22 protein-coding genes are annotated in these 24,181 nt (G+C 64.8%); 11 read left to right on the top strand and 11 right to left on the bottom strand.

The window, feature by feature from the left end; genetic code table 11:
- The first annotated feature begins 8 nt into the window (after positions 1-8).
- The 3 genes from ACNJX9_RS38700 (at position 9) to ACNJX9_RS38710 (ending at position 4,946) form a co-directional block, all read left to right on the top strand.
- Positions 9-989 carry an amino acid--[acyl-carrier-protein] ligase gene (locus ACNJX9_RS38700; RefSeq protein ID WP_439407321.1) on the top strand — a complete coding sequence of 327 codons (981 nt, stop codon included), beginning with the start codon at positions 9-11 and terminating at the stop codon, positions 987-989.
- Between the two features lie 36 nt (positions 990-1,025).
- Positions 1,026-1,901 (top strand): hypothetical protein, encoded by an 876-nt coding sequence (locus ACNJX9_RS38705; RefSeq protein WP_057749954.1) that lies wholly within the window; start codon positions 1,026-1,028, stop codon positions 1,899-1,901.
- A 177-nt stretch (positions 1,902-2,078) separates the two neighbouring features.
- Positions 2,079-4,946 (top strand): PAS-domain containing protein, encoded by a 2,868-nt coding sequence (locus tag ACNJX9_RS38710; RefSeq protein WP_439407322.1) that lies wholly within the window; start codon positions 2,079-2,081, stop codon positions 4,944-4,946.
- Between the two features lie 226 nt (positions 4,947-5,172).
- On the opposite strand, the gene ACNJX9_RS38715 is transcribed toward ACNJX9_RS38710, so the two are convergent.
- Positions 5,173-6,867 carry an EAL domain-containing protein gene (locus tag ACNJX9_RS38715; RefSeq protein ID WP_439407323.1) on the bottom strand — a complete coding sequence of 565 codons (1,695 nt, stop codon included), beginning with the start codon at positions 6,865-6,867 and terminating at the stop codon, positions 5,173-5,175.
- 219 nt (positions 6,868-7,086) lie between these two features.
- Here ACNJX9_RS38715 and ACNJX9_RS38720 point away from each other — a divergent pair, with 219 nt between their 5' ends.
- On the top strand, positions 7,087-7,347 hold the full coding sequence (locus tag ACNJX9_RS38720; protein WP_057750075.1) for a hypothetical protein: 261 nt from the start codon (positions 7,087-7,089) through the stop codon (positions 7,345-7,347).
- A gap of 101 nt (positions 7,348-7,448) precedes the next feature.
- Here ACNJX9_RS38720 and ACNJX9_RS38725 read toward each other — a convergent pair whose 3' ends face one another.
- The 3 genes from ACNJX9_RS38725 to mtgA all read right to left on the bottom strand — a co-directional run bounded on the left by ACNJX9_RS38725 (position 7,449) and on the right by mtgA (position 9,253).
- Entirely contained in the window at positions 7,449-8,087 is a 639-nt protein-coding gene (locus tag ACNJX9_RS38725) for a hypothetical protein (RefSeq protein WP_057750078.1), read from the bottom strand.
- Between the two features lie 139 nt (positions 8,088-8,226).
- Positions 8,227-8,409: a 50S ribosomal protein L32 gene (rpmF, locus tag ACNJX9_RS38730; protein ID WP_007598106.1), complete on the bottom strand. Its 183-nt coding sequence runs from the start codon at positions 8,407-8,409 to the stop codon at positions 8,227-8,229.
- 169 nt (positions 8,410-8,578) lie between these two features.
- Positions 8,579-9,253, bottom strand: a complete 675-nt coding sequence (mtgA, locus tag ACNJX9_RS38735; protein ID WP_439407324.1) for a monofunctional biosynthetic peptidoglycan transglycosylase — start codon at positions 9,251-9,253, stop codon at positions 8,579-8,581.
- 161 nt (positions 9,254-9,414) lie between these two features.
- On the opposite strand from mtgA, the gene ACNJX9_RS38740 reads away from it, so the two are divergent.
- Together ACNJX9_RS38740 and ACNJX9_RS38745 are read left to right on the top strand one after the other, a co-directional pair.
- Positions 9,415-10,338: a polyprenyl synthetase family protein gene (locus tag ACNJX9_RS38740; RefSeq protein WP_057749965.1), complete on the top strand. Its 924-nt coding sequence runs from the start codon at positions 9,415-9,417 to the stop codon at positions 10,336-10,338.
- A gap of 74 nt (positions 10,339-10,412) precedes the next feature.
- Entirely contained in the window at positions 10,413-11,099 is a 687-nt protein-coding gene (locus tag ACNJX9_RS38745) for a DUF1345 domain-containing protein (RefSeq protein WP_439407325.1), read from the top strand.
- Between the two features lie 51 nt (positions 11,100-11,150).
- Here the strand turns inward: ACNJX9_RS38745 and ACNJX9_RS38750 are convergent, their stop codons facing one another.
- Complete coding sequence (locus ACNJX9_RS38750) at positions 11,151-12,998, bottom strand: caspase family protein (protein ID WP_439407326.1); 1,848 nt, start codon at positions 12,996-12,998, stop codon at positions 11,151-11,153.
- A gap of 275 nt (positions 12,999-13,273) precedes the next feature.
- The gene (locus ACNJX9_RS38755) at positions 13,274-13,702 is read right to left on the bottom strand and encodes a GFA family protein (protein ID WP_271598356.1); all 429 of its coding nucleotides are present in this window, start codon (positions 13,700-13,702) and stop codon (positions 13,274-13,276) included.
- 96 nt (positions 13,703-13,798) lie between these two features.
- Between ACNJX9_RS38755 and ACNJX9_RS38760 the strand changes: the two genes are divergently transcribed.
- Entirely contained in the window at positions 13,799-14,173 is a 375-nt protein-coding gene (locus tag ACNJX9_RS38760; RefSeq protein WP_439407327.1) for a nuclear transport factor 2 family protein, read from the top strand.
- A gap of 254 nt (positions 14,174-14,427) precedes the next feature.
- Positions 14,428-16,038, top strand: coding sequence for a Na+/H+ antiporter (locus tag ACNJX9_RS38765; protein ID WP_439407328.1), 1,611 nt, complete (start codon positions 14,428-14,430; stop codon positions 16,036-16,038).
- A gap of 109 nt (positions 16,039-16,147) precedes the next feature.
- On the opposite strand, the gene ACNJX9_RS38770 is transcribed toward ACNJX9_RS38765, so the two are convergent.
- The 5 genes from ACNJX9_RS38770 to ACNJX9_RS38790 all read right to left on the bottom strand — a co-directional run bounded on the left by ACNJX9_RS38770 (position 16,148) and on the right by ACNJX9_RS38790 (position 20,785).
- Positions 16,148-16,963, bottom strand: coding sequence for an N-acetylmuramoyl-L-alanine amidase family protein (locus ACNJX9_RS38770; RefSeq protein WP_057749973.1), 816 nt, complete (start codon positions 16,961-16,963; stop codon positions 16,148-16,150).
- Positions 16,960-17,856 carry a TauD/TfdA dioxygenase family protein gene (locus tag ACNJX9_RS38775; RefSeq protein ID WP_057749974.1) on the bottom strand — a complete coding sequence of 299 codons (897 nt, stop codon included), beginning with the start codon at positions 17,854-17,856 and terminating at the stop codon, positions 16,960-16,962. The genes ACNJX9_RS38770 and ACNJX9_RS38775 overlap by 4 nt, the downstream gene beginning before the upstream one ends.
- Before the next feature lie 149 nt (positions 17,857-18,005).
- Positions 18,006-19,289 carry a flavodoxin-dependent (E)-4-hydroxy-3-methylbut-2-enyl-diphosphate synthase gene (gene ispG / locus ACNJX9_RS38780; RefSeq protein ID WP_439407329.1) on the bottom strand — a complete coding sequence of 428 codons (1,284 nt, stop codon included), beginning with the start codon at positions 19,287-19,289 and terminating at the stop codon, positions 18,006-18,008.
- Positions 19,290-19,301: 12 nt separating this feature from the next.
- Positions 19,302-20,255 (bottom strand): DMT family transporter, encoded by a 954-nt coding sequence (locus ACNJX9_RS38785; protein WP_057749980.1) that lies wholly within the window; start codon positions 20,253-20,255, stop codon positions 19,302-19,304.
- A gap of 35 nt (positions 20,256-20,290) precedes the next feature.
- The gene (locus ACNJX9_RS38790; RefSeq protein ID WP_057749983.1) at positions 20,291-20,785 is read right to left on the bottom strand and encodes a Fur family transcriptional regulator; all 495 of its coding nucleotides are present in this window, start codon (positions 20,783-20,785) and stop codon (positions 20,291-20,293) included.
- Positions 20,786-20,942: 157 nt separating this feature from the next.
- Between ACNJX9_RS38790 and ACNJX9_RS38795 the strand changes: the two genes are divergently transcribed.
- Genes ACNJX9_RS38795 through ACNJX9_RS38805 form a run of 3 tightly spaced genes read left to right on the top strand, consistent with a single transcriptional unit; the run spans position 20,943 to position 24,157 of the window.
- Complete coding sequence (locus tag ACNJX9_RS38795) at positions 20,943-21,428, top strand: MarR family winged helix-turn-helix transcriptional regulator (RefSeq protein WP_057749986.1); 486 nt, start codon at positions 20,943-20,945, stop codon at positions 21,426-21,428.
- On the top strand, positions 21,421-22,584 hold the full coding sequence (locus ACNJX9_RS38800) for an HlyD family secretion protein (protein ID WP_439407330.1): 1,164 nt from the start codon (positions 21,421-21,423) through the stop codon (positions 22,582-22,584). The genes ACNJX9_RS38795 and ACNJX9_RS38800 overlap by 8 nt, the downstream gene beginning before the upstream one ends.
- A 16-nt stretch (positions 22,585-22,600) precedes the next feature.
- Positions 22,601-24,157, top strand: coding sequence for an MDR family MFS transporter (locus tag ACNJX9_RS38805; protein ID WP_439407331.1), 1,557 nt, complete (start codon positions 22,601-22,603; stop codon positions 24,155-24,157).
- Positions 24,158-24,181 lie beyond the last annotated feature (24 nt).

Consider the following 24,181-nt stretch of genomic DNA (forward strand, 5'->3'; position numbering starts at 1 on the left):
ATCGGACCATGAACATTGCCGTCCTCCCCGATTCGCCCGAGACCGCGCCTGACATCGCGGATCCGCTCGATCATCTCGCCGACAAGCTGTTCCACCGCATGGGCGCGGACGGCGTCTATGCGCGCACCGCGCTCTATGAGGGCGTCGTCGAGAAGCTCGCCGCGCTGATCACCAGCCATCGCGAAGCCGGCACCGAGGTGATGCGCTTTCCGCCGGTGATGAGCCGCGCCCAGCTCGAGAAATCCGGCTACCTCAAGAGCTTTCCGAACTTGCTTGGCTGCGTCTGCGGTCTGCACGGGACCGAACGCGAGATCAACGCCGCGGTGAGCCGCTTCGACGCCGGCGGCGATTGGACTTCGTCGCTCTCGCCCGCCGACCTCGTGCTGTCGCCGGCCGCCTGCTATCCGGTCTATCCGATCGCGGCGAGCCGCGGACCCCTGCCCAGGGGTGGCCTGCGCTTCGACGTCGCAGCCGATTGCTTCCGTCGCGAGCCATCGAAGCATCTCGACCGGCTGCAATCGTTCCGGATGCGCGAATATGTCTGCATCGGCACGTCCGATGATGTCGCCGATTTCCGCGAGCGCTGGATGGTGCGCGCGCAGAAGATCGCGACCGATCTCGGCCTTTCTTTCCGCGTCGACTATGCCAGCGATCCCTTCTTCGGCCGCGTCGGCCAGATGAAGGCGGTCAGCCAGAAGCAGCAGCAGCTCAAATTCGAGCTGCTGATCCCGCTGCGCTCGAAGGAGCAGCCGACCGCCTGCATGAGCTTCAACTATCACCGCGAACATTTCGGCACGACCTGGGGCATCCAGGACGCCAACGGCGAGCCTGCCCACACCGGCTGCGTCGCCTTCGGCATGGATCGTCTCGCCGTCGCCATGTTCCACACCCACGGCACAGATCTTTCCGCCTGGCCCGCCAAGGTGCGGGAGATGCTGGGTATCCAGCCGCAAATCGCGGCCGACGCCCACGGCGAAGGTTGGCGCTAAAACAAGAGGCTTCCTATTTCTACGGGCAAGACGAGCGTGATCCATACCAAGGTCCGATGTCGCGAGATCACCGAGTCCGACGTCGAAGGCATCGCGGACTTGCTGACGCGCGGCTTCGTCGGCCGCTCGCGCAACTACTGGATCCAGGGCCTGCGCCGGCAAGCCTTCCGGCCGGTGCCGGACGGCTATCCGCGCTTCGGCTACATGCTCGACAATGACGGCGAGCCGGTCGGCGTGCTGCTGCTGATCTATACCGCGCGCAAGGACGGCGAGGAGACCGCCATCCAGTGCAACCTGTCGAGCTGGTATGTCGAACCAGCCTATCGCAACTACGCGCCGCTGCTGACAAAGATCGCGCAGCGGCACAAACACGTGACCTATCTCAACATCAGCCCGGCACCGTGGACCTGGCCGATCGTCGAGACGCAGGGCTTCCGAGCCTATTGCCGCGGTCTGTTCGTCTCGGTCCCGGCACTGTCGCGCGCGCCGCGCCGGAGCAAGATCGAGGTCATCTCGCAGCACGCCAAGACGATCGAGGGGCTTTCCGAAGCCGAGACCGAGCTCCTGACACGGCACGCGCGCTACAATTGCCTCAGCCTGGTCTGCCGCACGCCGAAGGGCGCATTCCCCTTCATCCTGCAACCGGTGCGCATCCGCCGCGGTTTCATCGCACCGCCGGTGATGCAGTTGATCTACTGCCGCGGCGCCGCCGAATACGCCACCTGCGCCGGTCGCATCGGCCGACTGCTGCTGCGGCTCGGCAAGATCTCAGTGCTCGTCGATTCCAACGAGCCCATTCCCGGCCTTGTCGGTATTTATACCGAGCAGCGCGGCCGCAAATATTTCAAGGGCCCGCATCGCCCGCGACTGGCCGATCTCACCGATACGGAACTCGTGCTGTACGGGCCGTAGGCGCGATACGCGCTTACGACAGCGCGAATTGCCGTGCGGTCTGGGATCAACACTCTCAGCATCAGTAGACACCCTCCGTAAACTACGGCGCTTAAGGGAATTTTCCCGCCTCTTCGCTACGCTCGGTGGCTGAATTACGTTGTGTTAAGTTCATTGCCACCGAGATCCGCTGATCCCATGATGTCGACCTGCGACAACGAGCTCGGTGCGCGCCGCGAGCAAGGCCAGGAGGCCCTGCTGTCGCTAAGTCAGCTTGCGCTCGACGGCATGGAACAGGGCGTCTGCGTCTACGACGCGGACAACCGGATCGTCCTGGTCAACCGCCGGTACGTCGAGCTGTTCGACATGTCGCCCGACATCGTCCGGCCCGGAACGTGCTACCGCGACGTGCTCGCCCACAGCGCAGCGCGCGGCAATATCCCGGCGAGCGAGCTCGACGCGCTCTATGCTACGCGGATCGCGTCGATCGCGGCCGGCGAACCGTTCCGGACCCGGCAGACGCTCGCAAGCGGCCTTGTCATCACGCTCGAGCTGAAGCCGCTTCGCGGCGGCGGCTGGATGACGATTTGCGACGACGTCAGCCGCCTCGCCCGCCTAGAAGCCGAGTTACGGCTTCAGACCGAGCGCAGCCAGCACGCGCTCGCGAACATGTCTCACGGCCTCATCATGTTTGACGCCGATAGCCGCCTCGTCGTCTGCAACGAACGTTTCCTGCACCTCTACGACCTCGATCCCAACATCCTGAAACCGGGTATTACGCACACCGAGTCGATCGACCTTTGGCTCGCCCGCGGCAACCGAACGGACATGCCGGGAGACGAATTCCGCAATGCCCGGATCAACGATGTCCTGACCCGGAACCCCAAATCCGTTTTGGTGACGCGCTATGACGGCCGGAAGATCCAGGCCGTATCGCGGTTCATGCCCGACGGCGGTTGGGTGACGCTGCATGAGGATGTTAACGAGCGGCTGCAATCCGAGGAGACCCTGAAGCAGCAGAACCTCATGCTGGATGCCGCGCTCGAGAACATGGCGCATGGGCTCGCGTTCTACGACAGCGACATGCGCCTGCGTATCTGCAACTCCACCTATCAGAAGATCTACCGGCTGTCGCCGGAGGAGAGCAAACCGGGTACGCACCTGTCCGATCTGATCGAACGATCGATGGCGAACGGCGCCTTTTCATCCGGATACAGCCCGCAGCAGATCCTTGAAGCCGCGCGCGCCCGGATCGAGAACAACGATTCCTCGCCGATGCGCCGGCGCATGACCAACGACACGATCATCTCGGTGCGCTATTGCGCGCTGCCCGAAGGCGGCTTCGTCGCCACCTATGAGGACATCACCGAGCGCGAGCGCGCGGTCGAGGAGCTGAGCGAGCAGTACCGCCGCTTCGACGCCGCGCTGAACAACATGAGCCAGGGCCTGTGCATGCTCGATGCGAGCCTGCACGTGATCGTCTGCAACCGCCGCTACATCGAGATGTACGGCCTGTCGCCCGACATCGTGAAGCCCGGCGTCTCGATGCGCGAGATCATGGAGCACAGCTGCGATCTCGGCATCCATCCGAACACGACCGCCGCCAAGCTCTATGCCGACTATGTCGAGCGGCTGCGCGAGGGCGAACACACGCTGCACCGCCACTTAAGCGACGGCCGCATCATCAAGCTCAACCACAAGCGGATGGAGCATGGCGGCTGGGTCGTCACCTACGAGGACGTCACCGAGCGCCACAAGGCCGAGGCCCGCGTCGCGCATATGGCGCGGCACGATTCCCTGACGGATCTGCCCAACCGCACGCTGTTCCGCGAGAAGATGGGCGAGGGACTGAACCAGGTCGCGATCGCCGGCGGGTCCATGGCGGTGCTGTGCTTCGACCTCGACAATTTCAAGACGGTCAACGACCGGCTCGGCCACGCTGCCGGGGACCGGCTGCTGCGCTGGGTCGCGGCGCGGCTGAAGGAGAATGTCGGCGAGCACGACACCGTCGCCCGCCTCGGCGGCGACGAGTTCGCCGTGCTCCAGCGCGGACCGCAGCCGCAATCGGCGGAGCGGCTGGCGCGGCGCCTGGTCGAGATCATCGGCCACCCGCCGCCGCTGGAAAGCCAGTCGATCCATGTCGGCGTCTCCGTCGGCATCGCGATCGCGCCCGACCACGGGCTCGATGCCGACGAGCTGATGAAATGCGCCGATCTTGCGCTGTACCAGGCCAAGGCCAAAGGGCGCGGCGCCTATCAGTTGTTCGAGCCGCGGATGGAAGAAGAGGCGCGCAGCCGCCACGCGCTCGAGCACGATCTGCGCGGCGCGCTGGAAGATAACCAATTCCATCTGGTGTTCCAGCCCCAGGTGCGGCTCGACAGCAGCGAGCTGACCGGCTTCGAGGCGCTGCTGCGCTGGAAGCATCCCTCGCGCGGCCTGGTCTCGCCGGCCGAGTTCATTCCGATCGCCGAGGAGAACGGGCTGATCGTTCCGATCGGCGAATGGGTGCTGCGCACCGCCTGCGCCACGGCCGCCTCATGGCCTGAGGTGATCGTCGCGGTGAACCTGTCGCCCGTGCAATTCCACTCGCGCGGACTGGTGGCGATGGTGACGAACGCGCTGGCGGAAGCCGGGCTGCCGCCGCAGCGGCTGGAGCTCGAGGTCACCGAGACGGCGCTGCTCGACGACAGCGAAGCGACGATCGGGATGCTGCACCAGCTTCGCGCGCTCGGCGTGCGCGTCAGCCTGGATGATTTCGGCGTCGGCTATTCCTCGCTGAGCTATTTGCGCAAGTTCCCGTTCGACCGCATCAAGATCGACCGCTCCTTCGTCGGCACGCTCGGCGAAAGCCCGGAGAGCGTCGCCATCGTCCGCACCATCGCGAGCCTCGGCTCGGTGCTCGGCGTCGAGACCACGGCGGAGGGCGTCGAGACGATCGAGCAGCTCGACTTCGTGCGCGAATGCGGCTGCACCGCGGTGCAGGGCTATTATTTCGGCAAGCCCTGCCCGGCGGCGGAGGTCGGCCTGACCATCGAGACGCTGAACGCGGTTCGCCGCGTGGCGTGAACTCGGTCCCGTCTCGTCGAGTTTCGAAAACAACCCCATGCACAGTAGAACGGGTGTTGATTTCACAGGAGAAATTCGTGGAGATGCGGCTGAGCCGTACTGGCGAAGCTCTCCACCCGGAAGGTCGCGTGGTAGGGTGGGCAAAGCGGAGCGTGCCCACGTCTTCTATCCGTCATTGGGAGATCGTGGGCACGGCGCAAGTGCGCCTTTGCCCACCCTACGAGACCTACCCCGCGGCCGGCAGCGCGTCGTTCGGCGGCCGACACCACGGCCGCTCGGCTGAGGCGAGGCCGATCAGGCGGCCCTGGATGTAGTCGCAGCCCCAGTCGCGCAGCATGGTGGCGGCCTCCTCGTCCTGCACCCATTCGGCGACGGTCTTGATGTCGAGGCGGCGGGCGAGGTCGATCAGGGTCTGGACGAAGGCGCGGTCGTCGGCGGAACGGATGATGTTCTGCACGAAGGCGCCGTCGATCTTGACGATGTCCACGCCGAGCTTGCGCAGGTTTCGGAACGAGGTGTAGCCGGCGCCGAAATCGTCGATGGCGATGCGGCTGCCGAAATTCTTGAGCCGGCTGACGAAGGCGCGGACGTCGTCGATGTCCTGGATCGCGACCGTCTCGGTGATCTCCACGATCAGCCGCTCGGCAACGCCGGGATGGGCGCGCATCAGCGATTCGATTCCGGCCCACCAGTCCGGATCCATCGTGGTATCGGGCGAAATGTTGAGGCTGAGCCTGACATCGGGCGCGGCCGCGAGCTCTGCGACCACGAGCTCGAGCACGCGGTGATCGACCAGGCGGATCAGGCCGAGCCGTTCGGCGACCGGCACGATGTCGGGTGCGAGCAGCACCTGGCCGTCGCCCTGGTCCATCCGCACCAGGCATTCGTGGAACGCGCCCTCGCGCGTGGCGGCCGACACCACCGGCTCGTAAGCGAGCCTGATGCGGCGCTCGTTCAGCGCGGTGACGATCTCGTCGGTGACGCGGATATTGACGCGGCGCTGCGCATCACGGGTCGCATCCGGGCGCCAGGCCGCGAACGCACCGGCGCGGCGACGCTTGGCGGCGTCGAGCGTCTCATGGGCGCGATTGATCGCCTCGTCGGTGTTGCGGGCATAGCGCGGCAGGCTGACGGCGCCGATCGAGACGGTGACAGACACCGGCCCCGACTTGGTCGGCACCACCTCGTCGCGGACACCGGCGAGGAAGCGCTCGGCGGCGACGTTCATGTCGTCGACGGTGCAGTTCTTCAGGATCAGGCCGAACTTGTTGCCCGAGAAGCGGCCGAGCACGTCACCGCCGCGCAGGCGCGCGCGAATGCGCCTGGCGACGTCGAGGATCACGGCGTCGGCGACGTCGAAGCCGAAGGCATCGTTGACGCGGGCGAGATGATCGATGCCGACCAGCATGAACGCCGCGGTCGAGCGGAAGCGGGTGGTCTCCTCGATCGCTTCAGCCAGCGCCGCAATCAGATGTGAGCGGTTGAGCTCGCCCGTCAGCGGATCGAGCCGGGCAAGCCTGGTCAATTCCTCGTCCCGGGCGTGTCGTTCATTATTGATCCTGATAGAGCCGATCGCGCGCGTGGGGCGACCGTCAGCGCCGGCAAACCAGCGGCCGGTCTCCTCGATCCAGACCACGGGATCGGAGGCGCTCATGCGCACGCCATATTCGACCCGGTAGGGCGTGCCGTCGTTGCCGTGCACGGCGGAGGTCTGCGCCAGCGCGGCGCTCCGCAAGCCTTGCGCAGGCTCGATCAGCTTGGCGAACTCGGCGCCGGTGGCAAGCCGCTCGGCCGGAATGCCGGGGAAGACGGCGCCGGCCTGCTCGCCCCAGACGATCGCGTCGCTGGCGAGATCCCAGACGAACAGGGCCTCGCCGAGGGCGGCGAGGATTTCGGAGGCTTGCGGCAATGCTGGGGTCAAAAGCGCCTCGTTTCGGGACAGCGGGGAGTCCTGAGCCGGCACAGAATAGGGCCAGAATCGTCTCCGACCCTAGGCAAAGTTCATAAACAATTTGGAAACCACGTTCCCGAACCGCGCGGAACGGAATAGGCTCCGCCGGCATAGGCCTTGCGAGACCATCACATGCACCGGCGCCAGCGTCCCAAAACGCGCCAGTTCATCAGGATCAGCGGTGTTGCGATGGTGAATGCGGATCAGATCGAACAAACGACGCGGGAAGCGAGTACCGCGCTGGTCCCGCTTGCGCCGGTTTTACAGCTGGTCCGCAAGGTGCCGCTGACGCGCCCCGATCCGAGCTTCGTCACCCAGCTGATCGCCAATGCCGAGCACCTGCCCCAGGCCAGCCGGCTGCGCCGCGGCTCGTCCGAGGACGCCCGCATGGCCTATGGCGGCAAGCGCCCGCTTCCCAGCGTTACCTCGCGCACGCGGCAGGTGGCGTAAGGCCTCTTTCAGGAAAATAGTTGCCTCGCGCTCGCTCCGCCTCTCGCGCTTGCGAGCGGGAGAGGGAGCACACCACAGCGGCGACCGATGTGCTCCCTCGCTCAGCGCGGCTCTTCGGGCGAGGACGGCGTACCGTTGCCTGGCTGCAAATGCGGCGAGGGAATTTCCGGCGACGGCGCGATGCCCGGCTTTGGCGCGGGATGATCCATCAAGACGGATTCGGCCACGGATTGCGCCGAGGGTGCGGGCCGCTCGGGCGGCGGTGCGGGCACGGGATCGAGCTTCGGCTCGAAGGTTGACGCCGGCGACGGCGCCTCGGCCTGGCGCTTGGCCTTGCGCGGCACTGTCACCGTCTCCGTGGCGACATAGGCAATGCGGCGGCGAGTGCGTTGCGCGATGCCGCCGAGGAAATCGGCCATCGAAAGCAGCACCAGCAGAAAATAGGTCGAGTTGCCGAATTTGGGCCACATCACGAATTCGGCCGCGGCCGCGCCGAAGATGATCAGCGACAGCAGATGATCCATCAGGAATTTCGCGCCGGGCCGCGCGCCCTTGACCACTTCGAGCAGCAGCAGCAGCACACCGAGCGCCAGCAGCAGATCAGACAGCGTGACCGGCCAGGGCACGCCCGTGATCATCGGCACCTTGAACAGCACGTCCGAGAAGGACACGCTGGGCATCAGGAAGGCGATGATGTTGTAGACCGCGAGCGGAATCAGAAGCAGCGGGAAACCGACCATCGGCAAAGCGCCTTCTCGATCAAGATGTCCAGACAGAACAATGCAGCGGCGAAGCATTCGCTCCGCCGCCGTCACCGTCATATCTCATGGGTTGGCAATCAGGCGGGCGCAATGCCCGCCTGGAGAAGAGTCCTTAAGCTCAGGACTCTTTCTTCTTCAGGACCTGACGGCCCTTGTACATGCCGGTCTTGAGGTCGAGATGGTGCGGACGACGGAGCTCGCCTGAGTCCTTGTCTTCCACATAGGTCGGCTTCTTGATGGCGTCTGCCGAGCGGCGCATGCCACGGCGCGACGGCGAAGTTTTACGTCTCGGAACGGCCATTTCGATATCCTCTAGGGATTGGTGTTCATCCGGGCATCGTCCGCGAGGGACGGCTCAGCACCCGCAATACGAGGCGAGCTGAATGCCGATCAAGGCCGGGCTTATAGAGGAAGGCTGGCCGTAAAGCTAGGGTTCTGGCGCGGAAAAACGGTACGAAAAGGCCCCGAAATCAGCGATTTTCCCGCCAGCAGGTCAAAAGCGAAGTGGCCTGCGCCCTTGCCACATAGGTCCCGGCCAGCCGCCTCACCCCCGGTCCCGGGACCCTGGCGCTGCGTTTGACCGGATTCGGGAGGATCGCGGCCAGAAGGGCCGCCTCCCGGGGGGACAAATTGGCGGCCGACTTGCCGAAGGCATAGGTGCTCCCGGCCTCCGCCCCGAATTGGCCCTGGGGCCCAAGCTCGGCGATGTTGAGGTAGATTTCCAGAATCCGCTGCTTGGGCAGGACGAGATCGATCCAGAGCGCCAGCGGAAATTCCAGCGCCTTGCGGACGAAATCCCGCCCCTGCCAGAGGAACAGGTTTTTCGCCACCTGCTGGGTGATGGTGGAGGCGCCGCGGAACGCGGTGCCGTCCTCCTCGGCGTCGTTGATCGCCTCGCGCAGCGCGCCCCAATCGATGCCGTGATGCCGGCAGAAATGGGCGTCCTCGGCCGCCACCACCGAGCGCGGCAGGTAAGGCGACATCTCGGCGAGATCGATCCATTCCCGATGCATCGGCGCGCCCGTCAGCGAGCGCCAGGCCATCAGGGTCGAAACCGGGTGACCGGTGCGGTAGAACGGGGCGACCGCATAGGGCGCGAGAGCCACGATCGCGAGCGCTACCAGCAGGATTTTGACGATGCGCAAATCGACCTTTCCGGCGCGAAATCAAACGCGGCCACGGATGGCGGCATTAAGTCTGTGATAATTCGGGCCTTTTCCAGCACTTTTTAGGCCTTCCAAACGATTGACTGGGGCGGGCGCATAAAGGATTGTCCCGCCGAATTTTAGTTCTGGAGCCTTTCTTGATGACCGGCACGTCCCCGTCCGATTTCGCCAAACGTCTGGACAAGACCGCTGATGACACCGAAGCCTTGCTCGGGCGTCTGCTGTCGGACGACATCCTGCCCGATGAGATCGCCCGCCCCAAGCGGCTGATGGACGCGATGCGCTATTCGAGCCTCAATGGCGGCAAGCGGCTGCGGCCGTTCCTGGTGGTCGAGAGTGCGGCCGTGTTCGGTGTTCCCCGCGAGGCCGCGCTGCTCGTCGGCGCCGCGCTGGAATGCATCCACTGCTATTCGCTGATCCATGACGATCTGCCGGCGATGGACAATTCGGACCTGCGCCGCGGCCGCCCCACCCTGCACAAGCAGACCGACGATGCGACCGCGATCCTCGCCGGCGACGGCCTTTTGACCATCGCTTTCGACATCATCACCCGCGACGAGGTGCATCGCGACGCCAATGTACGGCTGCTGCTGACGCGCGCGCTGGCGCGCTGCGCCGGCATCGGCGGCATGGTCGGCGGCCAGATTCTGGACCTCGCCGGCGAAGGCCGCTTCGGCGGCAATGAGCCGATCGATGTTGCCCGCATTCAGCAGATGAAGACCGGTGCGCTGCTGCGCTATGGCTGCATCGCCGGCGCGATCCTCGGCCAGGCCTTGCAGAAAGAGTATCAGGCGCTCGACGATTACGGCCGCGCGCTCGGTGAAGCCTTCCAGATCGCCGACGACCTGCTCGACGTCGAAGGCGATGCGGCCGCCCTCGGCAAACCCGCCGGCGCCGACGCCGCCCTCGGCAAGACCACCTTCGTGACCCAGCTCGGCATCGACGGTGCCAAGCAGCGTGTGCGCGACCTGCTGGCCCGCGCCGACAGCGCCATCTCGATCTTCGGCGAGCGCGCCGCCGTACTGCAAGCCGCCGCGCACTTCGTGGCCGAGCGGAAGAACTGACGTCTTCGCCTCTCCCCGCAAGCGGGGCGAGGGAGCAGACCGCCGCTGCGGCAACGAGAGAGCCATTACTCATCATGGCCACTGACAAAGAAGATCCCGTCCTCGCCCGCTTCCGCCAGATGTCGCGGCCGATGCGGCTGATCTATGCGCGGCCGCGGACTTTCATCTCGCTTGCCGCCGGCATCCTCGTCTGCCTGCTCATTCCCGGTTCGTTTCGGCTGGCGACGCGGCTGCTGTTCGGCTGGGATGCGCTGATCGCGGTCTATCTCGTGCTGGTCTATACGATGATGCTGTGCAACGACCACCAGCACATCCGCCGTGCGGCTGCGATGCAGGACGACGGCCGTTTCGTGATCCTGCTGGTGACGGCGACCGGCGCGTTCGCCAGCATTGCCGCGATCGTCTATGAGCTCGGGACGCCGCACCGCGGCGCCATGGAACTGACCATTGCGATCAGCACCATCGCGCTATCCTGGGCCGCCGTGCACACGACCTTCGCGCTGCATTACGCCAATGACTATTATCGTCACCCGCCGGGCGGCTTGCAGTTTCCGAGCGGCGACACCGAAGACCACGCCGACTATTGGGACTTCGTCTATTTCTCGTTCGTGATCGGCATGACGGCGCAGGTCTCCGATGTCGGCATCACCGACAGGACCATCCGCCGCACCGCCACCGCACACGGCATCGTATCGTTCATCTACAACACGGCGCTATTGGCGCTGACGGTGAACATCGCGGCGAGCGCGATCGCGGCATGATCCCCGCAATATTGTCCCGGCTTCGCCAGGACGATATTGCAAGCGACGCTCTCAGTTGCAGACTTCGTAATTGGCATCGTTGTGAGGGCCGCCACCGCCGCGATATTCAAGATGACAACCGCGCTTGACAGGACGGCATAGCAGATCGTTGCAGAAAATCTGGCCGCCACCGCCCGAGGCGCGACCGGCGCCAGCAGCAGCAACGCCTGCAGCTCCAGCGGCCGCACCGCCGGATTGACGACGCTGCCGTGCGGCACGGTCATCGCTGTCGTCGCGCGTGGCCGTTGCGGGCTTTGCGGTTGCGGGCTTGGCGGTTGCAGGCTTGTCAATTCCGGGTTTGGCCGGCTTGGCGGCGCGCTGCTTCTCGCATCGATTGTCGTCATTCAGCACATAGCCGTCGTCGCAGACGATCTTGGTGCAGACGTCGCCATCGGCCTTGAAGCCGTGATCGCAGACCAGCGGGCAGACGCGTGACTGCCTTGACTTGACCGTGTCGAGCGCATCCGTGCTCGCCACCTTCACGTCGAGCTTGGTGCCGGCATAGCGATTGAACTGCGACAGCGACCGCTGCGAGGACGTATTCCAGACGCCGTCAGCCTGTCCCGAGAAACAGCCGACGCGACCGAGCTCGGTCTGCACCGAGCGGTTGAGATCAACAGGCGTTGCCGTCGGCGTCAGCGCGGCGACGTTGGTTCCGGCGGGGCTTGCGGTGCCGGCCGGCGCAGTGCTCGGCGCCGCCGCGAGATTGACCCGCTGCTGCTCGGCAGCGGCGGCCTGCTGCTGCGCCTGCTCCTTCGCTTTCTGCGCGGCGAACTGGGCCTGCTCGGCCGCCTTCGCCTCGGCCGCTGCCTTGACTTGCGCATCCGTCTGCGCGCCGATCGCAGCGAGACGGTCGCGCTCGGCCTCGGCCTGCCTGGCCTTCTCGATGGCGGCGGCATGAACCTGCTCGGCCTGGATCTTGTCGATCTGAAGCTTGGCAAGGTTGGCGTAGAAGCCGTCCGGATGCTGGGCCAGGAAGGCTTCCCATGCCGCCTTGTTGCCGACCTGGAGCGCGAGCTCATAGTCGCGGCGCATATCGGCCTGCGGATTTTGCACGGGCGCGGGTGCGGCGGCCGGCGCGGCCTTGACCGGCACCAGCGGCACATCCTCGCCGCCGAGCGAGCCGTAGACGAACGGCTCCTGCTTGTTGCCGGTCGCCTTGAGCACGTCGTCGCGCACGAAGCCGAAGGCGCGGCGGACGTCGAGGCCGGGCGTGGTCAGATGCTTCGACAAAGCGATGGTGAAGGGGCTGTTGGCGCCGTCGCCATCCTGCGCGGTGAAGCCGGCCTTGGCCGAATAGGCGATCAGCGTGTTGGTGCTGGCCGGCTCGACCTGGGCCAGACCGCGGCCGATGCCGCGCGAGGCCAAAGTGCGCTTCATGGTCCTGCCGAACGGATTGTCGCGGCATGCATCGAGGATCACCAGGCGAAGCTGCTTGGCCGGCTCGACCGCGACCAGGACGCGATCCAGCGAGAGCGCCTCGTCATAGACGTCGGTGTCGCGCTCGAGCTTGGCATCGACAGGGATCAGATAGTTGGAGCCGTCGACCTCGATGCCGTGGCCGGCATAGTAGACCAGGGCGATGTCGGCATCGCGGGTCGCATCGGCGAAGTCGCGCAGCACGCGCCTGGTATCGAGCGCGGTCAGGTCGTGGCGGGAATCGACGACATCGAAGCCGGCCTCCTTCAGCGTCTTCGCCATCACCGCACCGTCATTGACGGGATTGGCGAGCGAGGGCGCGTTCTGATAGGCCGAGTTGGCCAGCACCAGCGCGACGCGCTTTCCGGCAAAGGCGGGATCGGCGCCAAACAGCAGCGCGACGGTGAGGAGCAATGGGCAAAGCCTGAACAAATTGCGCATGACCACTTCCAAAATTTCGGGGCAGTTCACACCCTCGGGGACAGCCTTAGCAAGATCCGCCGCCTGCGCTTGTGACCGAGGTCACCAAGACGGCGCGAGCAACCGGCTAAGGAGCCTCTTTTGTTAGTCGCGCCAGTGCGTTGGCGGTTCGCCGCCAGCCGCCTCGGCCCGTTTTCGCCAGAGCCCCATTCCGATGGAATCGGAACGGGGCTCCAGGTTGTAGTTTCAACGAGTTTTCTTGACGCGAACCCATATCCATTTCGCTCGAAAACGCTCTAGCCATCGCCGACGTGCCCCCGATATTGCGGCAGATTGTCCGTGATCTCGTGCCACGGTGCCTTGGAACCCACGAAAATATGCGCAGTGGGACGGATCGTGGGGGTATCGACCAGGGTTCCCATGGCGACATGGGCCCATTTGCCTTCGCGGACGCGGGAATAAAGCAGCGAGCCGCAGCGGGCACAGTGTGCGTCATGGGTGATGTCGTCGCCGTAGATAACCTTGCTGTCCTCGCCCCTGACCAGGCGAAGCTGGCCATATTCGATGCCGGCAAACGGCTTGAAGGCGGAACCGGTGGTGCGGCGGCAGTTCGAGCAGTGACAATTCAGCGCATAGGAGAACGCGTCCGCCACTTCGTAGCGGACCGCGCGGCAATAGCATTCGCCGGCAAGGATCGGAGCGTTCTGATGTCGCGAGCCCGTCATGATGACGCCCTCGCGCAAATGGCGGAAGACAGCCATAGCGCAATTTGATCCGTACGACTAAGTTCCCGTCAAGCCATCTTTCAAAGGGGACGACCCATGAGCCAAAATCGGTCGAGCGTCGAAGCCGTCGTGCAAACCTATTTTGACGGGCTTTACGAGGGAGATGCCGACAAGCTCGGCGAGGTCTTCCACCCCTCAGCCGATCTGCGCTGGGTGGACAAGGGCGAGCTGAAGATCCTGACCGTGCCTGACTGGCTCGCCTGGGTGCGCAAGCGCCCCTCCGCCAAGGCGGAAGGCAAGCCGCGCGAGGACTTAATCATCACCATCGACCGCTCGGACGACAAGACCGCTTTCATCAAGGTCAAATGCCAGCTGCCGCCACGCTTCTTCACGGACTATCTGGTGGCGATGAAGCTGGCCGACGGCTGGCAGATCGTGTCGAAATCGTATCGGTACGATCTGAGGGAGTGAAGGTCCCGCCACACGTCATGGCGAGGAGCCCTTGCGACGAAGCAATCCAGAATCTCTCCGCGGATCGATTCTGGATTGCTTCGCTTCGCTCGCAATGACGGCGCGCGTGGCACGGGTCGATCGCGGCGAGGAAAAGCCGGCTCGAAGCGGTGTTCGCAGGCATCGGGCTTATGGTGCCTGAACGACCGGCCTAAGCCACCCCACATTGACCTCTCCACATTGACCTCTTGGCCGCTTCCGGGCCAAGACAGGTCATGATCGCGGCGAAATTCCAGACCTTCCTGATCCTGCTCGCGGTGCTGGCCGGCACCGCGCTCGTGGCCCGGCGCTTCAACCTGGCGCCCGCCATCCTCTTGATGCTCTCGGGCGTCGGCCTGGCTTTCGTGCCGGGGATGCCGCCGGTCGAGCTGCCGCCGGAACTGGTGCTGCTGATGGTGCTGCCGCCGCTGATCTATTCGGCGAGCGTCGCCATGAGCTGGCGCGAGTTCAGGAACAATCTGCGCCCCATCGTGCTGCTGGCGGTCGGCGCCGTGATCTTCACGGCGGCGCTTGTCGCAGCCGCCACGCACTACATGATCGGCCTGCCCTGGAGCATCGGCTTCCTGCTCGGGGCCATCGTTGCGCCGCCCGACGTGGTGGCGCCGCTCGCGATCGCCCGGCGGCTCAACATGCCGCGTCGGCTGCTGGTCATCCTCGAGGGCGAAGGGCTCGCCAACGACGCCACCGCGCTGATCCTCTATCGCTTCGCGCTCGCCGCGATCATGGTCGGGCATTTCTCCATGCCGCTGGCAACGGGCGAATTTGCTCTGATCGTCGCCGGCGAGATCGCGTTCGGCATCGGCGTCGGCTGGCTGTCGCTGCGCTTCCGCAAATGGTCTTGCGATCCGCAGGTCGAGCTGACGCTGTCGCTGATCACGCCCTATGTCTCCTATTGGCTGCCGGAGCATGTCGGCGGCTCCGGCGTGATCGCCACCGTCGCCTGCGGCCTTTATGTCAGCTGGAACGGACCGCTGCTGATTTCGGCATCGACGCGCCTGCAGGGCATCTTCTTCTGGGACCTCATCATCTACCTGATCGAGGGCCTGCTGTTCCTGCTCACCGGCTTCCAGATGCGCGCGCTCTATGAGAAGTCGAAGGCATTCCCGCTCGACGACATCATGATCGCAACGGCGGTGGTCATGCTCGTCATCGTTCTGGCGCGCTTCGCCTGGCTCTATCCCGCGACCTATCTGCCGCGCATGCTGAGCAAGTCGCTGCGCAAGCGCGATCCGTCGCCGCCCTGGCAATGGCCGTTCGCGCTCGCCTTCACCGGCGTGCGCGGCGCGGTGTCGCTGGCCGCCGCGCTGGCGCTGCCGTTCACGCTGCCTGACGGCAACGCCTTCCCCTATCGCGATTTGATCCTGTTCGTCGCCTTCGGCGTCATCTTCATCACGCTGATCGGCGTCGGCCTGACGCTGCCGCCGGTGGTGCGCTGGCTCGGCATCGCGCAAGCCGGCCGCATCGAGCATGTCGCCGAGCACGAGGCCGAGATCTCGGCGCGGCGCCAGGCGCTCGACGCCGCGCTGAAATCGCTGGATGCGCTGACCGAGGAAAAAGAGGTGTCGGACGAGGTGATGCGGCTCTTGCGCGCCCGCCACGAGATCCGCGTCAACCAGCTGCCTGACTCGCTCGATCCCGCCCATCACGACGTCTCGGCCGCCGGCACCGCGCTGACCCGCGAGCTGATCGAGGTCGAGCGCAAGTTCATCCATGATCTCCTGCGCGACGGGCAGATCACCGACGAGACGCGGCGCAGGATCGAACGCGATCTGGATCTGGAGGAGGCGAGCCTGGCGAACCGGGAATATCGCGGCGCGCCGCTGTAGCGATTTTCGTCATTGCGAGCGCAGCGAAGCAATCCAGGCTGCCTCCGCGGAAAGATTCTGGATTGCTTCGCTGCGCTCGCAATGACGGTTGTTGAAACGACGGAGCCAGCTACCGCTTCTCGCAATACGACCGCATCGCCCGCGTCACGGCCGCTGCAATCAGCTCCCGCCGCTCCGGCGAGTTCATCGCCATCTCCTCGTCGCGGTTGATGATGGAGCCGGCTTCCAGCAGCACCGCGGCGCTTCGGGTCTGCGAGAGCACGACGAGGCCGTCATAGCGGTAGACGCCGACATCCTTGTCCAGCAACGGATGCCGGTAGCGCCCCATCAGCGGCAGGGAGTATTGGGTGGCGTATTGCAGGCCTTTGTCCTTCAGCTCCCGGCCCAGCAGCTTGGCGAAGGCGAGGCTGGCGGAGAAATGCGGGTTGCGCTCCGACACGAACAGCGAATGACCGCTGAAGCGATCGCTGAAATAGCTCTTGGCGCCGTCGAATTCCCACTCTTCGAGCATCTTGTCGGGCACGGAATCATGATGAATCGACAGGAGGAAATCCGCATGCGCCGCATTGGCGGTTCCGACGCGCTTGAGCAGGCTGGCTTTCGCCTTGCCTTCGGTCACCAGCACGCGGGTTGCAGCGAAGCTTGCCGACTTCAATTTCTCGCCGATCAGCTTCGCCAGCTGCAGGTTGAAGCCGAATTCGACATCGTTGCGCGCGCTGGTGGCGCCCTGCGATTCGGAGGTGTGTCCGACATCGAGAATGATCCGGAATTTGTGCGGATCGCATGTTTCCGGAGCGGGCAGAGGCTTGGGCTTCGCGCTCGCGACCTTTCGCGCCGGTGCCGCCTCGCCATGCTCAGCCGGCAAAGCCAGGAGCGGGATCAGCGCAACGGCAAGAGCGGCGGTGATGCGCCACGATATCGTCACACCGGCCGTTCTCCCTTCACCGTCACGCGCGTGCCCGAGCGCGTGTGCGGCCAGTAGTCCCACATCGCGCGATGCTGGGTGCAGCGGTTGTCCCAGAACGCGATGGCGTTCTCGGTCCAGCGGAAGCGGCACTGGAACAGCGGGTTCTCGGCGTGCTGGTAGAGATAGGCGAGTATCGCGTCGCTCTCGTCGCGCGGGATGCCGTTGATGTGGCGGGTGAAGCCTCTGTTGACATAGAGCGCCTTCCTGCCCGTCACCGGATGGGTGCGCACCACCGGATGCTCGGCTTGCGGATAGGACGGGCGGTCGGCGACGCCATAGTTCGCATAAAGGCCGCGATAGATCGGCTCGCCGTCGTGCAGCGCGGTGAGGCCGTCGAGATAGGCTTTCATGCGATCCGACAGCGCCTCATAGGCGGCGTACATGTTGGCGAACAGCGTGTCGCCGCCGCGCGGCGGGCACTGCTTGATGTAGAGGATCGAGCCCATCGGCGGCTCGAGATCGCAGGACACGTCGGAGTGCCAGCCCTCGCCGTTGGCGCGCGGCGAGTTCTTGTCGGCGTAGATCTTCATCAAGGCCGGGTCTTCATCCTCGTGAGGAGCTGCGGGATGAAAATGCAGCTCGCCGAACTTGCGGCCGAAGGCGAGGTGCTGCTTCGGCGTGATGTGCTGGTCGCGGAAGAAGATCACGAGGTTTTCGGCCAGCGCGCGGTGGATCTCGTCCATCTGCCTGATAGAGCGCGCATCGCCCTCGACCAGCTGGCCGATGTCGACGCCGGAGATTTCCGCGCCGATGATGGGAGTGAGCTTTTCGACCGCGATGGTTTCGTAGGGCGCGCCGTCGTCAGCCGCGTGGCGATAGCGCGGGCCTTGCTTGCCGGCGAGTGAGCTCATGGGTGTTGCTCCCGATCATCTTGATCGGGAAGCATCGTAGCAACGTAGGGCGGGTTAGCGAAGCGTAACCCGCCACTTCGCGCGCGCAAAAAAATAAGGCGGGTTACGCTTCGCTAACCCGCCCTACGATTCCGATGTTTTGAAGAGACCTACTCCGCCGCCGTCTCCGGCATCTTGGCGCCGTGGCCGTAGCGCTGGTCGATGTAGTCGATCACCAGCGCCTTGAAATCGGCGGAGATGGTGGGCCCACGCAGCGTGCGGAACTTCTTGCCGTCGACGAAGACGGGCGCGGCCGGCGCTTCGCCGGTGCCGGGCAGGGAGATGCCGATATTGGCGTGCTTGGATTCGCCGGGGCCGTTGACGATGCAGCCCATCACCGCGACGTTGAGCTCCTCGACGCCGGGATATTTGGTCTTCCAGGTCGGCATCTCGTCGCGGATGAAATCCTGGATCGAACGCGCCAGCTCCTGGAACGTGGTCGAGGTGGTGCGGCCGCAGCCGGGGCACGCGGCCACCAGCGGCACGAAGGTGCGGAAGCCCATGGTCTGCAGCAGCTCCTGGCCGACCTGCACCTCGCGGGTGCGGTCGCCGCCGGGCTCCGGCGTCAGCGAGATGCGAATGGTGTCGCCGATGCCCTGCTGCAACAGGATGCCGAGCGCGGCGGCCGAGGCCACGATGCCCTTCGAGCCCATGCCTGCTTCGGTCAGGCCGAGATGGATGGCGTAGTCGGAACGCGCGGCGAGATCCTGATAGACCGCGATGAGGTCCTGCACCGCCGAGACCTTGGCGGAGAGGACGATGCGGTCCTTGGGCATGCCGAGCTCTTCGGCGCGCGCGGCCGAGAGCAGCGCGGACTGCACCATCGCCTCGCGCGTCACCGCGCGCACGTCGCGCGGATTGGCGGAGGCGGCGTTCTCGTCCATCAGCTTGGTCAAGAGCTCCTGGTCGAGCGAGCCCCAATTGGCGCCGATGCGCACCGGCTTGCTGTTCTTGTTCGCGATCTCGATGATGTCTGCGAACTGGGTGTCGCGCTTGTCCTTGAAGCCGACATTGCCGGGATTGATGCGGTATTTCGCCAGCGCCTCGGCGCAGGCCGGATAGGCCGCCAGCAGCTTGTGGCCGATATAATGGAAGTCGCCGATCAAGGGCGTGGTGATGCCGCGCTTGGCGAGGCCGTCGCGGATGTGCGGGACGGCCGCGGCGGCCTCCTCGCGATCCACGGTGATGCGGACCATTTCGGAGCCGGCGCGCGCGAGCGCTGCGACCTGGGCGATGGTGCCGTCGATGTCGGCGGTGTCGGTGTTGGTCATCGACTGCACGACGATCGGCGCACCGCCGCCCACGGCGACGTTGCCCACCTTCACCTGGGTGGTCTTGTGCCGCGGCGCGGGGCCGGCGATGTCGGAATCGATGGTGTTTTCGAGCTTGTTCATGGGGTCCAAATATCAGGTTTTGGTGACGTTCAGCAATGCATCAGCTGGCGCCGCGGCCTCTCGGCTCGGACGGTTAACCAGAAAAAGTCCAGCAATTACAAGGACGGCTGCCGCCCCAAAGGCCAGACTTAGGGTGTCGTGCATGATGAAATAGCTAGCCACCACGCCAAACAAAGGGGTGATGAAGGTAAAAGCCGACAATTTGCTGGCCGAATAGGTCTTCACCAGCGCGAACCAAAGCGTGAACGTCGTTCCCACCACCCAGACCGTCTGAAACACCATCAGCCCGATCGAGAGCGGGCGCGGGGTATGAGGGATGGTCTCCCCGAACAGATAGGCGGCGAGCCCCAGGATCGGGATCGACATCGCGACCTGGTAGCCCAGCGCCTTCTCCGGCGGAGCAAAGCGCAGCCGTGTCGCCTTGGCGACCAGCGTGGTCGCGGCCCAGAGCGCGCCGCCGCCGACGATCATGAGATCGCCGAGCAGCACTTTGGCATCGACATCCGGCTGCGGCACGCCGATCGCAAGCGCGACGCCGGCAAAGCTCAAGGCCAGCCCCAGCCATTGCGAGCCCATCAGCCGCTCCCCCAGCACCTGATAGGAACCGAGCGCGACGAAGAACGGCGCGGTGTAGAGGAACACGACCGCGCGCGAGGCCGGCGTGAAGCGCAGACCTTCATAGATCAACACGAATTCGATGCCGAACATCAAGCCGGCAAACAGGCCTGCGGCGAGCGTACCGTCGCGCTCGAAGAACTTTGCCCCGCGCAAGCTGCCGATGATGAACAGCACCGGCAGCGCGCCCATCGAGCGGATGGTCGCCTGCAACATCGGCGGGATGTCGGGGATGACGAGCTTCACCGCGATCTGGTTGAAGCCCCAGGTCAGGCACAGCATCAGCATCAGGGCGATGGCGCCGGCACTGAGCGGGCGGCCGGCGGACGGGATGGCTTCGGTTGCGGACATTTCTTCCTGAGGTCCGGCTTTGCGCCGTTGTTGCTTTAAGACTTCTTCTGACAATGGGTGCAGACGCCTGTGATCTCCACCACGGACAGTTTTGGTGCGAAGCCTGAGCTGCGCGCCGCGGCGTTGAGTTCCCCGGCGAAAGATCCTGACGGGATCTCGCCGACAAGCCCACAGCGCTCGCAGATCAGGAACGCCACCGCCGAGGTCGCGTCATGGTCGTGGGCGGCGCAGGCGAGATAGGCGTTGCGGCTTTCGATGCGGTGCACGAGGCGGTTCGCCATCAGGAAATCGAGCGCACGGTAGACCGTGATCGGCGCCGGCCGCGGCATCGATTTGGCGAGCTCGTCGATCACTTCGTAAGCGCCGAGTGGGCGATGGCTGGAGAGCAAGGCCCCCAGCACCTGGCGGCGAATCGGCGTGAATTTCTGCGCGCGCTGCTCGCAAACCGCTTCCGCATGCGCCAGCGCGTCCGCGGTGCAGCGTCCGTGATCATGGTCGGGCGTCGGAAAGGCCGGCTTGGCGAGGGTCATTCGGCCCGCTTTCTAGCATTTCGGCCGGGGAACCCAAAGCGCGACCGGCGCCGCGGCGGTCAGCCATGCTTTTGCGGCAGGACGGCATCCCGTTAACTCGCCATCAAATAATCATAAGCTTGCTTATTATATTGCAAGCTTATTGGAGACCAAGCTTATGACCCGCGGGTCGTCTGTCGACCAGAATTTCCTGTTCACGCTCGGCGAATTGTACCGCCTCTTGCGCGTCTATGCCGACAAGGAGGCCTCGCGCTTCGGCATCACCCGCGCGCAATGGGCCGTGCTGGCCAAGGTCGAGCGCAGCGAGGGCATGAAGCAATCGGAGCTCGCCGAGCTCTTGGAGATGCAGCCGATCACGCTGACGCGGCTGATCGACAAGCTCTGCGACAACGACTGGATCGAGCGCCGCAGCGACGCCACCGACCGCCGCGTCAAGCGCCTCTATCTGAAGAAGGCGGGCCGTGCGCTGCTGGGCAAGATGAGCGGGCTCAAATCCGAGCTGACCGCGAACGCGCTCGACGGCATCAGCCCGTCCGACGCCCACCGTCTCCTCACCCAACTCGAAACCATCAAGGAAAACGTGCGAACTGCGATCCAGACGTCTGGCGCGGAACAAGCACGTAAGGAGCAGCGCTATGGCTGATCAGGTTCTCAAATTCCAGCCCGAGCAGAAGATCGACAGCGGCAAGCCGACCAAGAAGGCCGGCACCGATCCGCGCCGCCGCTTCGTCGCCGGCCTGCGCCGCTATCGCCGCTTCCTGCTGATGGTGGTGCTGCCGATCGTGGCCGTCATCGCCGGCCTCGCCTTCTATCTCAATGGCGGCCGCTATGTCGGCACCGACGATGCCTATGTGGGCGCGCAGAAGGTGCTGGTGACGCCTGATATCTCCGGCAAGATCCAGAAGGTCGTCGTCAAGGAGGGCCAGTCGGTCAAGAAGGGCGACGAGCTGTTCGAGATCGATCCCGTGCCGTTCCGCCTCGCAGTAGAGGAAGCCAAGGCGCAGCTCGCCCAGGCGCAGACGACCTATGACAATCTCATCGCCAACATCAAGATCTACGGCGACATGCTCGATCTCGCCCAGCAGGGCGTCGACCTGAAAAAGCGCGATGTCGAGCGCAAGCAGGCGCTGGTGAAAAACAGCTTCGGCTCGCAGCTCGACCTCGACAACGCCTCCAACGCGCTGGTCACCGCAGGCGCGCAGGCGCAGTTCATCAAGCAGCAGCTCTCCAACGCCAAGATGCAATTGCTCGGCAATCCCAAGCTGCCGCTGGAAGAATTCCCGCCTTACGTCCAGGCCAAGGCCAAGCTCGAGGACGCGCAGCGCAATCTCGACCATACGGTGCTCAAGGCGCCTATGGACGGCATCGCGACACAGGTGGATCAGATCCAGCTCGGCCGCTTCGTCGCGGCCGGCACGCCGGTGTTCTCCATCATCGACATCGCCCATCCCTGGGTCGACGCCAATCCGAAGGAGAGCGATCTCACCTACGTCACCGAAGGCCAGCCCGTCACGCTCGAGGTCGACGCGTTCCCGAGCCATACCTTCAAGGGCAAGATCGGCTCGCTGTCCCCCGGCACCGGCGCGCAATTCGCGATCCTGCCGCCGCAGAACGCCAGCGGCAATTTCGTCAAGGTGGTGCAGCGCGTGCCGATCAGGATCTATTTCGACGAGGACGACAAATACGTGAAGAAACTGAAGGCCGGCATGAGCGTCTATGCCAGCATCGATACCGGCCATCAGCGCTCGCTCGCCGGCCTGCTCGGCCTGTCGGCGACCGCGGGTCAGGACAAAGAGTAAGACAAGGACCAAGCGCATGTCCGGCCCCAATGCCCATCTGATGGTCCCCGGCCTGCGCCGGAACATGGTGACGATCTGCGCCATGACCGCGACCATCATGCAGGCGCTGGACACCACCATCGCCAACGTCGCGCTGCCCTACATGCAGGGCACGCTGTCGGCCTCGCAGGACCAGATCAACTGGGTGCTGACCTCCTACATCGTCGCCGCTGCGATCATGACGGCGCCGGTGGGATGGATCTCCAACCGCTTCGGCCGCAAGCGCATCTTCATCATCTGCGCCGGCGGCTTCACCTTCGCCTCGGTCCTGTGCGGGCTGGCGCAGGACATCAACCAGATGGTGCTGTTCCGCCTGCTGCAGGGCGTGTTCGGCGCAGCGCTGGTGCCGCTGTCGCAGTCGGTGATGCTCGACTATTACACGCTCCAGGAGCGCGCCAAGGCGATGTCGATCTGGGGCATGGGCGTGATGATGGGCCCGATCATGGGCCCGTCGCTCGGCGCCTGGCTGACCGAGACCTATTCCTGGCACTGGGTGTTCTTCGTCAATCTGCCGTTCGGTGCGATCACCGTGTTCGGGCTGATGGTCTTCATGGATGAGACCAAGAAGGACCTTAGCCTCAAGTTCGACTGGTTCGGCTTCGGCGCGCTGGCGATCGCGATCGGCGCGCTCCAGCTCGCGCTCGACCGCGGCGAGCAGCTCGACTGGTTCGAGTCGGTCGAGATCGTGACCGAGTTCGTCATCTCCGGCATCGCCTTCTATTACTTCTTCGCGCACTCCTTCACGACCTCGCGCCCGTTCATCCAGTTTGCGCTGTTCAAGGACCGCAACTTCGTCACCGGCTGCATCTTCATGACGGTGATGGGCCTCGTGCTGTACTCGACCATGGCGCTGGCCTCGCCGTACCTACAGAACGTCATCGGCTATCCCATCATGACGGCCGGCGGCCTGCTCGCCAGCCGCGGCTTCGGCACTTTCTTCGCCATGATGATGGTCGGCCGCATCATGAGGTACATCGAGGCCCGTACCCTGATCATCTGCGGCCTGACGCTGACGGCGGCCTCGCTGTTCCAGATGACCGGCTGGACCGACCAGACCCAGGTGCCGGAGATCGTCATCGTCAGCGTGATCCAGGGTTTTGGCTTCGGCCTCGTGTTCGTGCCGCTCTCGACCGTGTCGTTCCTGACGCTGCCCAATCATCTGCGTACCGACGGCACCTCGATGCTGACGCTCTTGCGCAACGTCGCAAGCTCGGTCGGCATCTCCATCGTGATCGCCCAGCTGACGCAGGGCACGCGCAAGAGCTATGCGATCCTGTCGGAGCACATCAATCCGTTCAACCACGCGCTGCAGATGCCTGACGTGCGCGGCCTGATCAACCTCTCAACCGACGCCGGCCGCGCCATGGCCGACCGCATGGTCAGCGTGCAGGCGCAGATCATTGCCTTCGCGCACGACTACCAGCTGGTGATGTTCTTCATCCTCTGCACCATCCCGCTCGCCCTGATGATCGGCTCGACCAAGGCCACGCTGCGCAAGCAGGCGGCGGGGCCGGAACATGCGGTGATGGAGTAGGCACTGTCGCCTGCAACAAACTCC

The organism is Bradyrhizobium sp. BLXBL-03, assembly GCF_051853015.1.
Taxonomy (GTDB): domain Bacteria; phylum Pseudomonadota; class Alphaproteobacteria; order Rhizobiales; family Xanthobacteraceae; genus Bradyrhizobium; species Bradyrhizobium manausense.

Bases quoted from the DNA above. Each gene is read 5' to 3' on its own strand.
- ACNJX9_RS38700 (WP_439407321.1), top strand. From the start codon at position 9: ATGAACATTGCCGTCCTCCCCGATTCGCCCGAGACCGCGCCTGACATC.
- ACNJX9_RS38710 (WP_439407322.1), top strand. From the start codon at position 2,079: ATGATGTCGACCTGCGACAACGAGCTCGGTGCGCGCCGCGAGCAAGGC.
- ACNJX9_RS38720 (WP_057750075.1), top strand. From the start codon at position 7,087: ATGGTGAATGCGGATCAGATCGAACAAACGACGCGGGAAGCGAGTACC.
- ACNJX9_RS38725 (WP_057750078.1), bottom strand. From the start codon at position 8,087: ATGGTCGGTTTCCCGCTGCTTCTGATTCCGCTCGCGGTCTACAACATC.
- rpmF (WP_007598106.1), bottom strand. From the start codon at position 8,409: ATGGCCGTTCCGAGACGTAAAACTTCGCCGTCGCGCCGTGGCATGCGC.
- ACNJX9_RS38740 (WP_057749965.1), top strand. From the start codon at position 9,415: ATGACCGGCACGTCCCCGTCCGATTTCGCCAAACGTCTGGACAAGACC.
- ACNJX9_RS38745 (WP_439407325.1), top strand. From the start codon at position 10,413: ATGGCCACTGACAAAGAAGATCCCGTCCTCGCCCGCTTCCGCCAGATG.
- ACNJX9_RS38750 (WP_439407326.1), bottom strand. From the start codon at position 12,998: ATGCGCAATTTGTTCAGGCTTTGCCCATTGCTCCTCACCGTCGCGCTG.
- ACNJX9_RS38755 (WP_271598356.1), bottom strand. From the start codon at position 13,702: ATGACGGGCTCGCGACATCAGAACGCTCCGATCCTTGCCGGCGAATGC.
- ACNJX9_RS38760 (WP_439407327.1), top strand. From the start codon at position 13,799: ATGAGCCAAAATCGGTCGAGCGTCGAAGCCGTCGTGCAAACCTATTTT.
- ACNJX9_RS38765 (WP_439407328.1), top strand. From the start codon at position 14,428: ATGATCGCGGCGAAATTCCAGACCTTCCTGATCCTGCTCGCGGTGCTG.
- ACNJX9_RS38775 (WP_057749974.1), bottom strand. From the start codon at position 17,856: ATGAGCTCACTCGCCGGCAAGCAAGGCCCGCGCTATCGCCACGCGGCT.
- ispG (WP_439407329.1), bottom strand. From the start codon at position 19,289: ATGAACAAGCTCGAAAACACCATCGATTCCGACATCGCCGGCCCCGCG.
- ACNJX9_RS38785 (WP_057749980.1), bottom strand. From the start codon at position 20,255: ATGTCCGCAACCGAAGCCATCCCGTCCGCCGGCCGCCCGCTCAGTGCC.
- ACNJX9_RS38790 (WP_057749983.1), bottom strand. From the start codon at position 20,785: ATGACCCTCGCCAAGCCGGCCTTTCCGACGCCCGACCATGATCACGGA.
- ACNJX9_RS38795 (WP_057749986.1), top strand. From the start codon at position 20,943: ATGACCCGCGGGTCGTCTGTCGACCAGAATTTCCTGTTCACGCTCGGC.
- ACNJX9_RS38800 (WP_439407330.1), top strand. From the start codon at position 21,421: ATGGCTGATCAGGTTCTCAAATTCCAGCCCGAGCAGAAGATCGACAGC.
- ACNJX9_RS38805 (WP_439407331.1), top strand. From the start codon at position 22,601: ATGTCCGGCCCCAATGCCCATCTGATGGTCCCCGGCCTGCGCCGGAAC.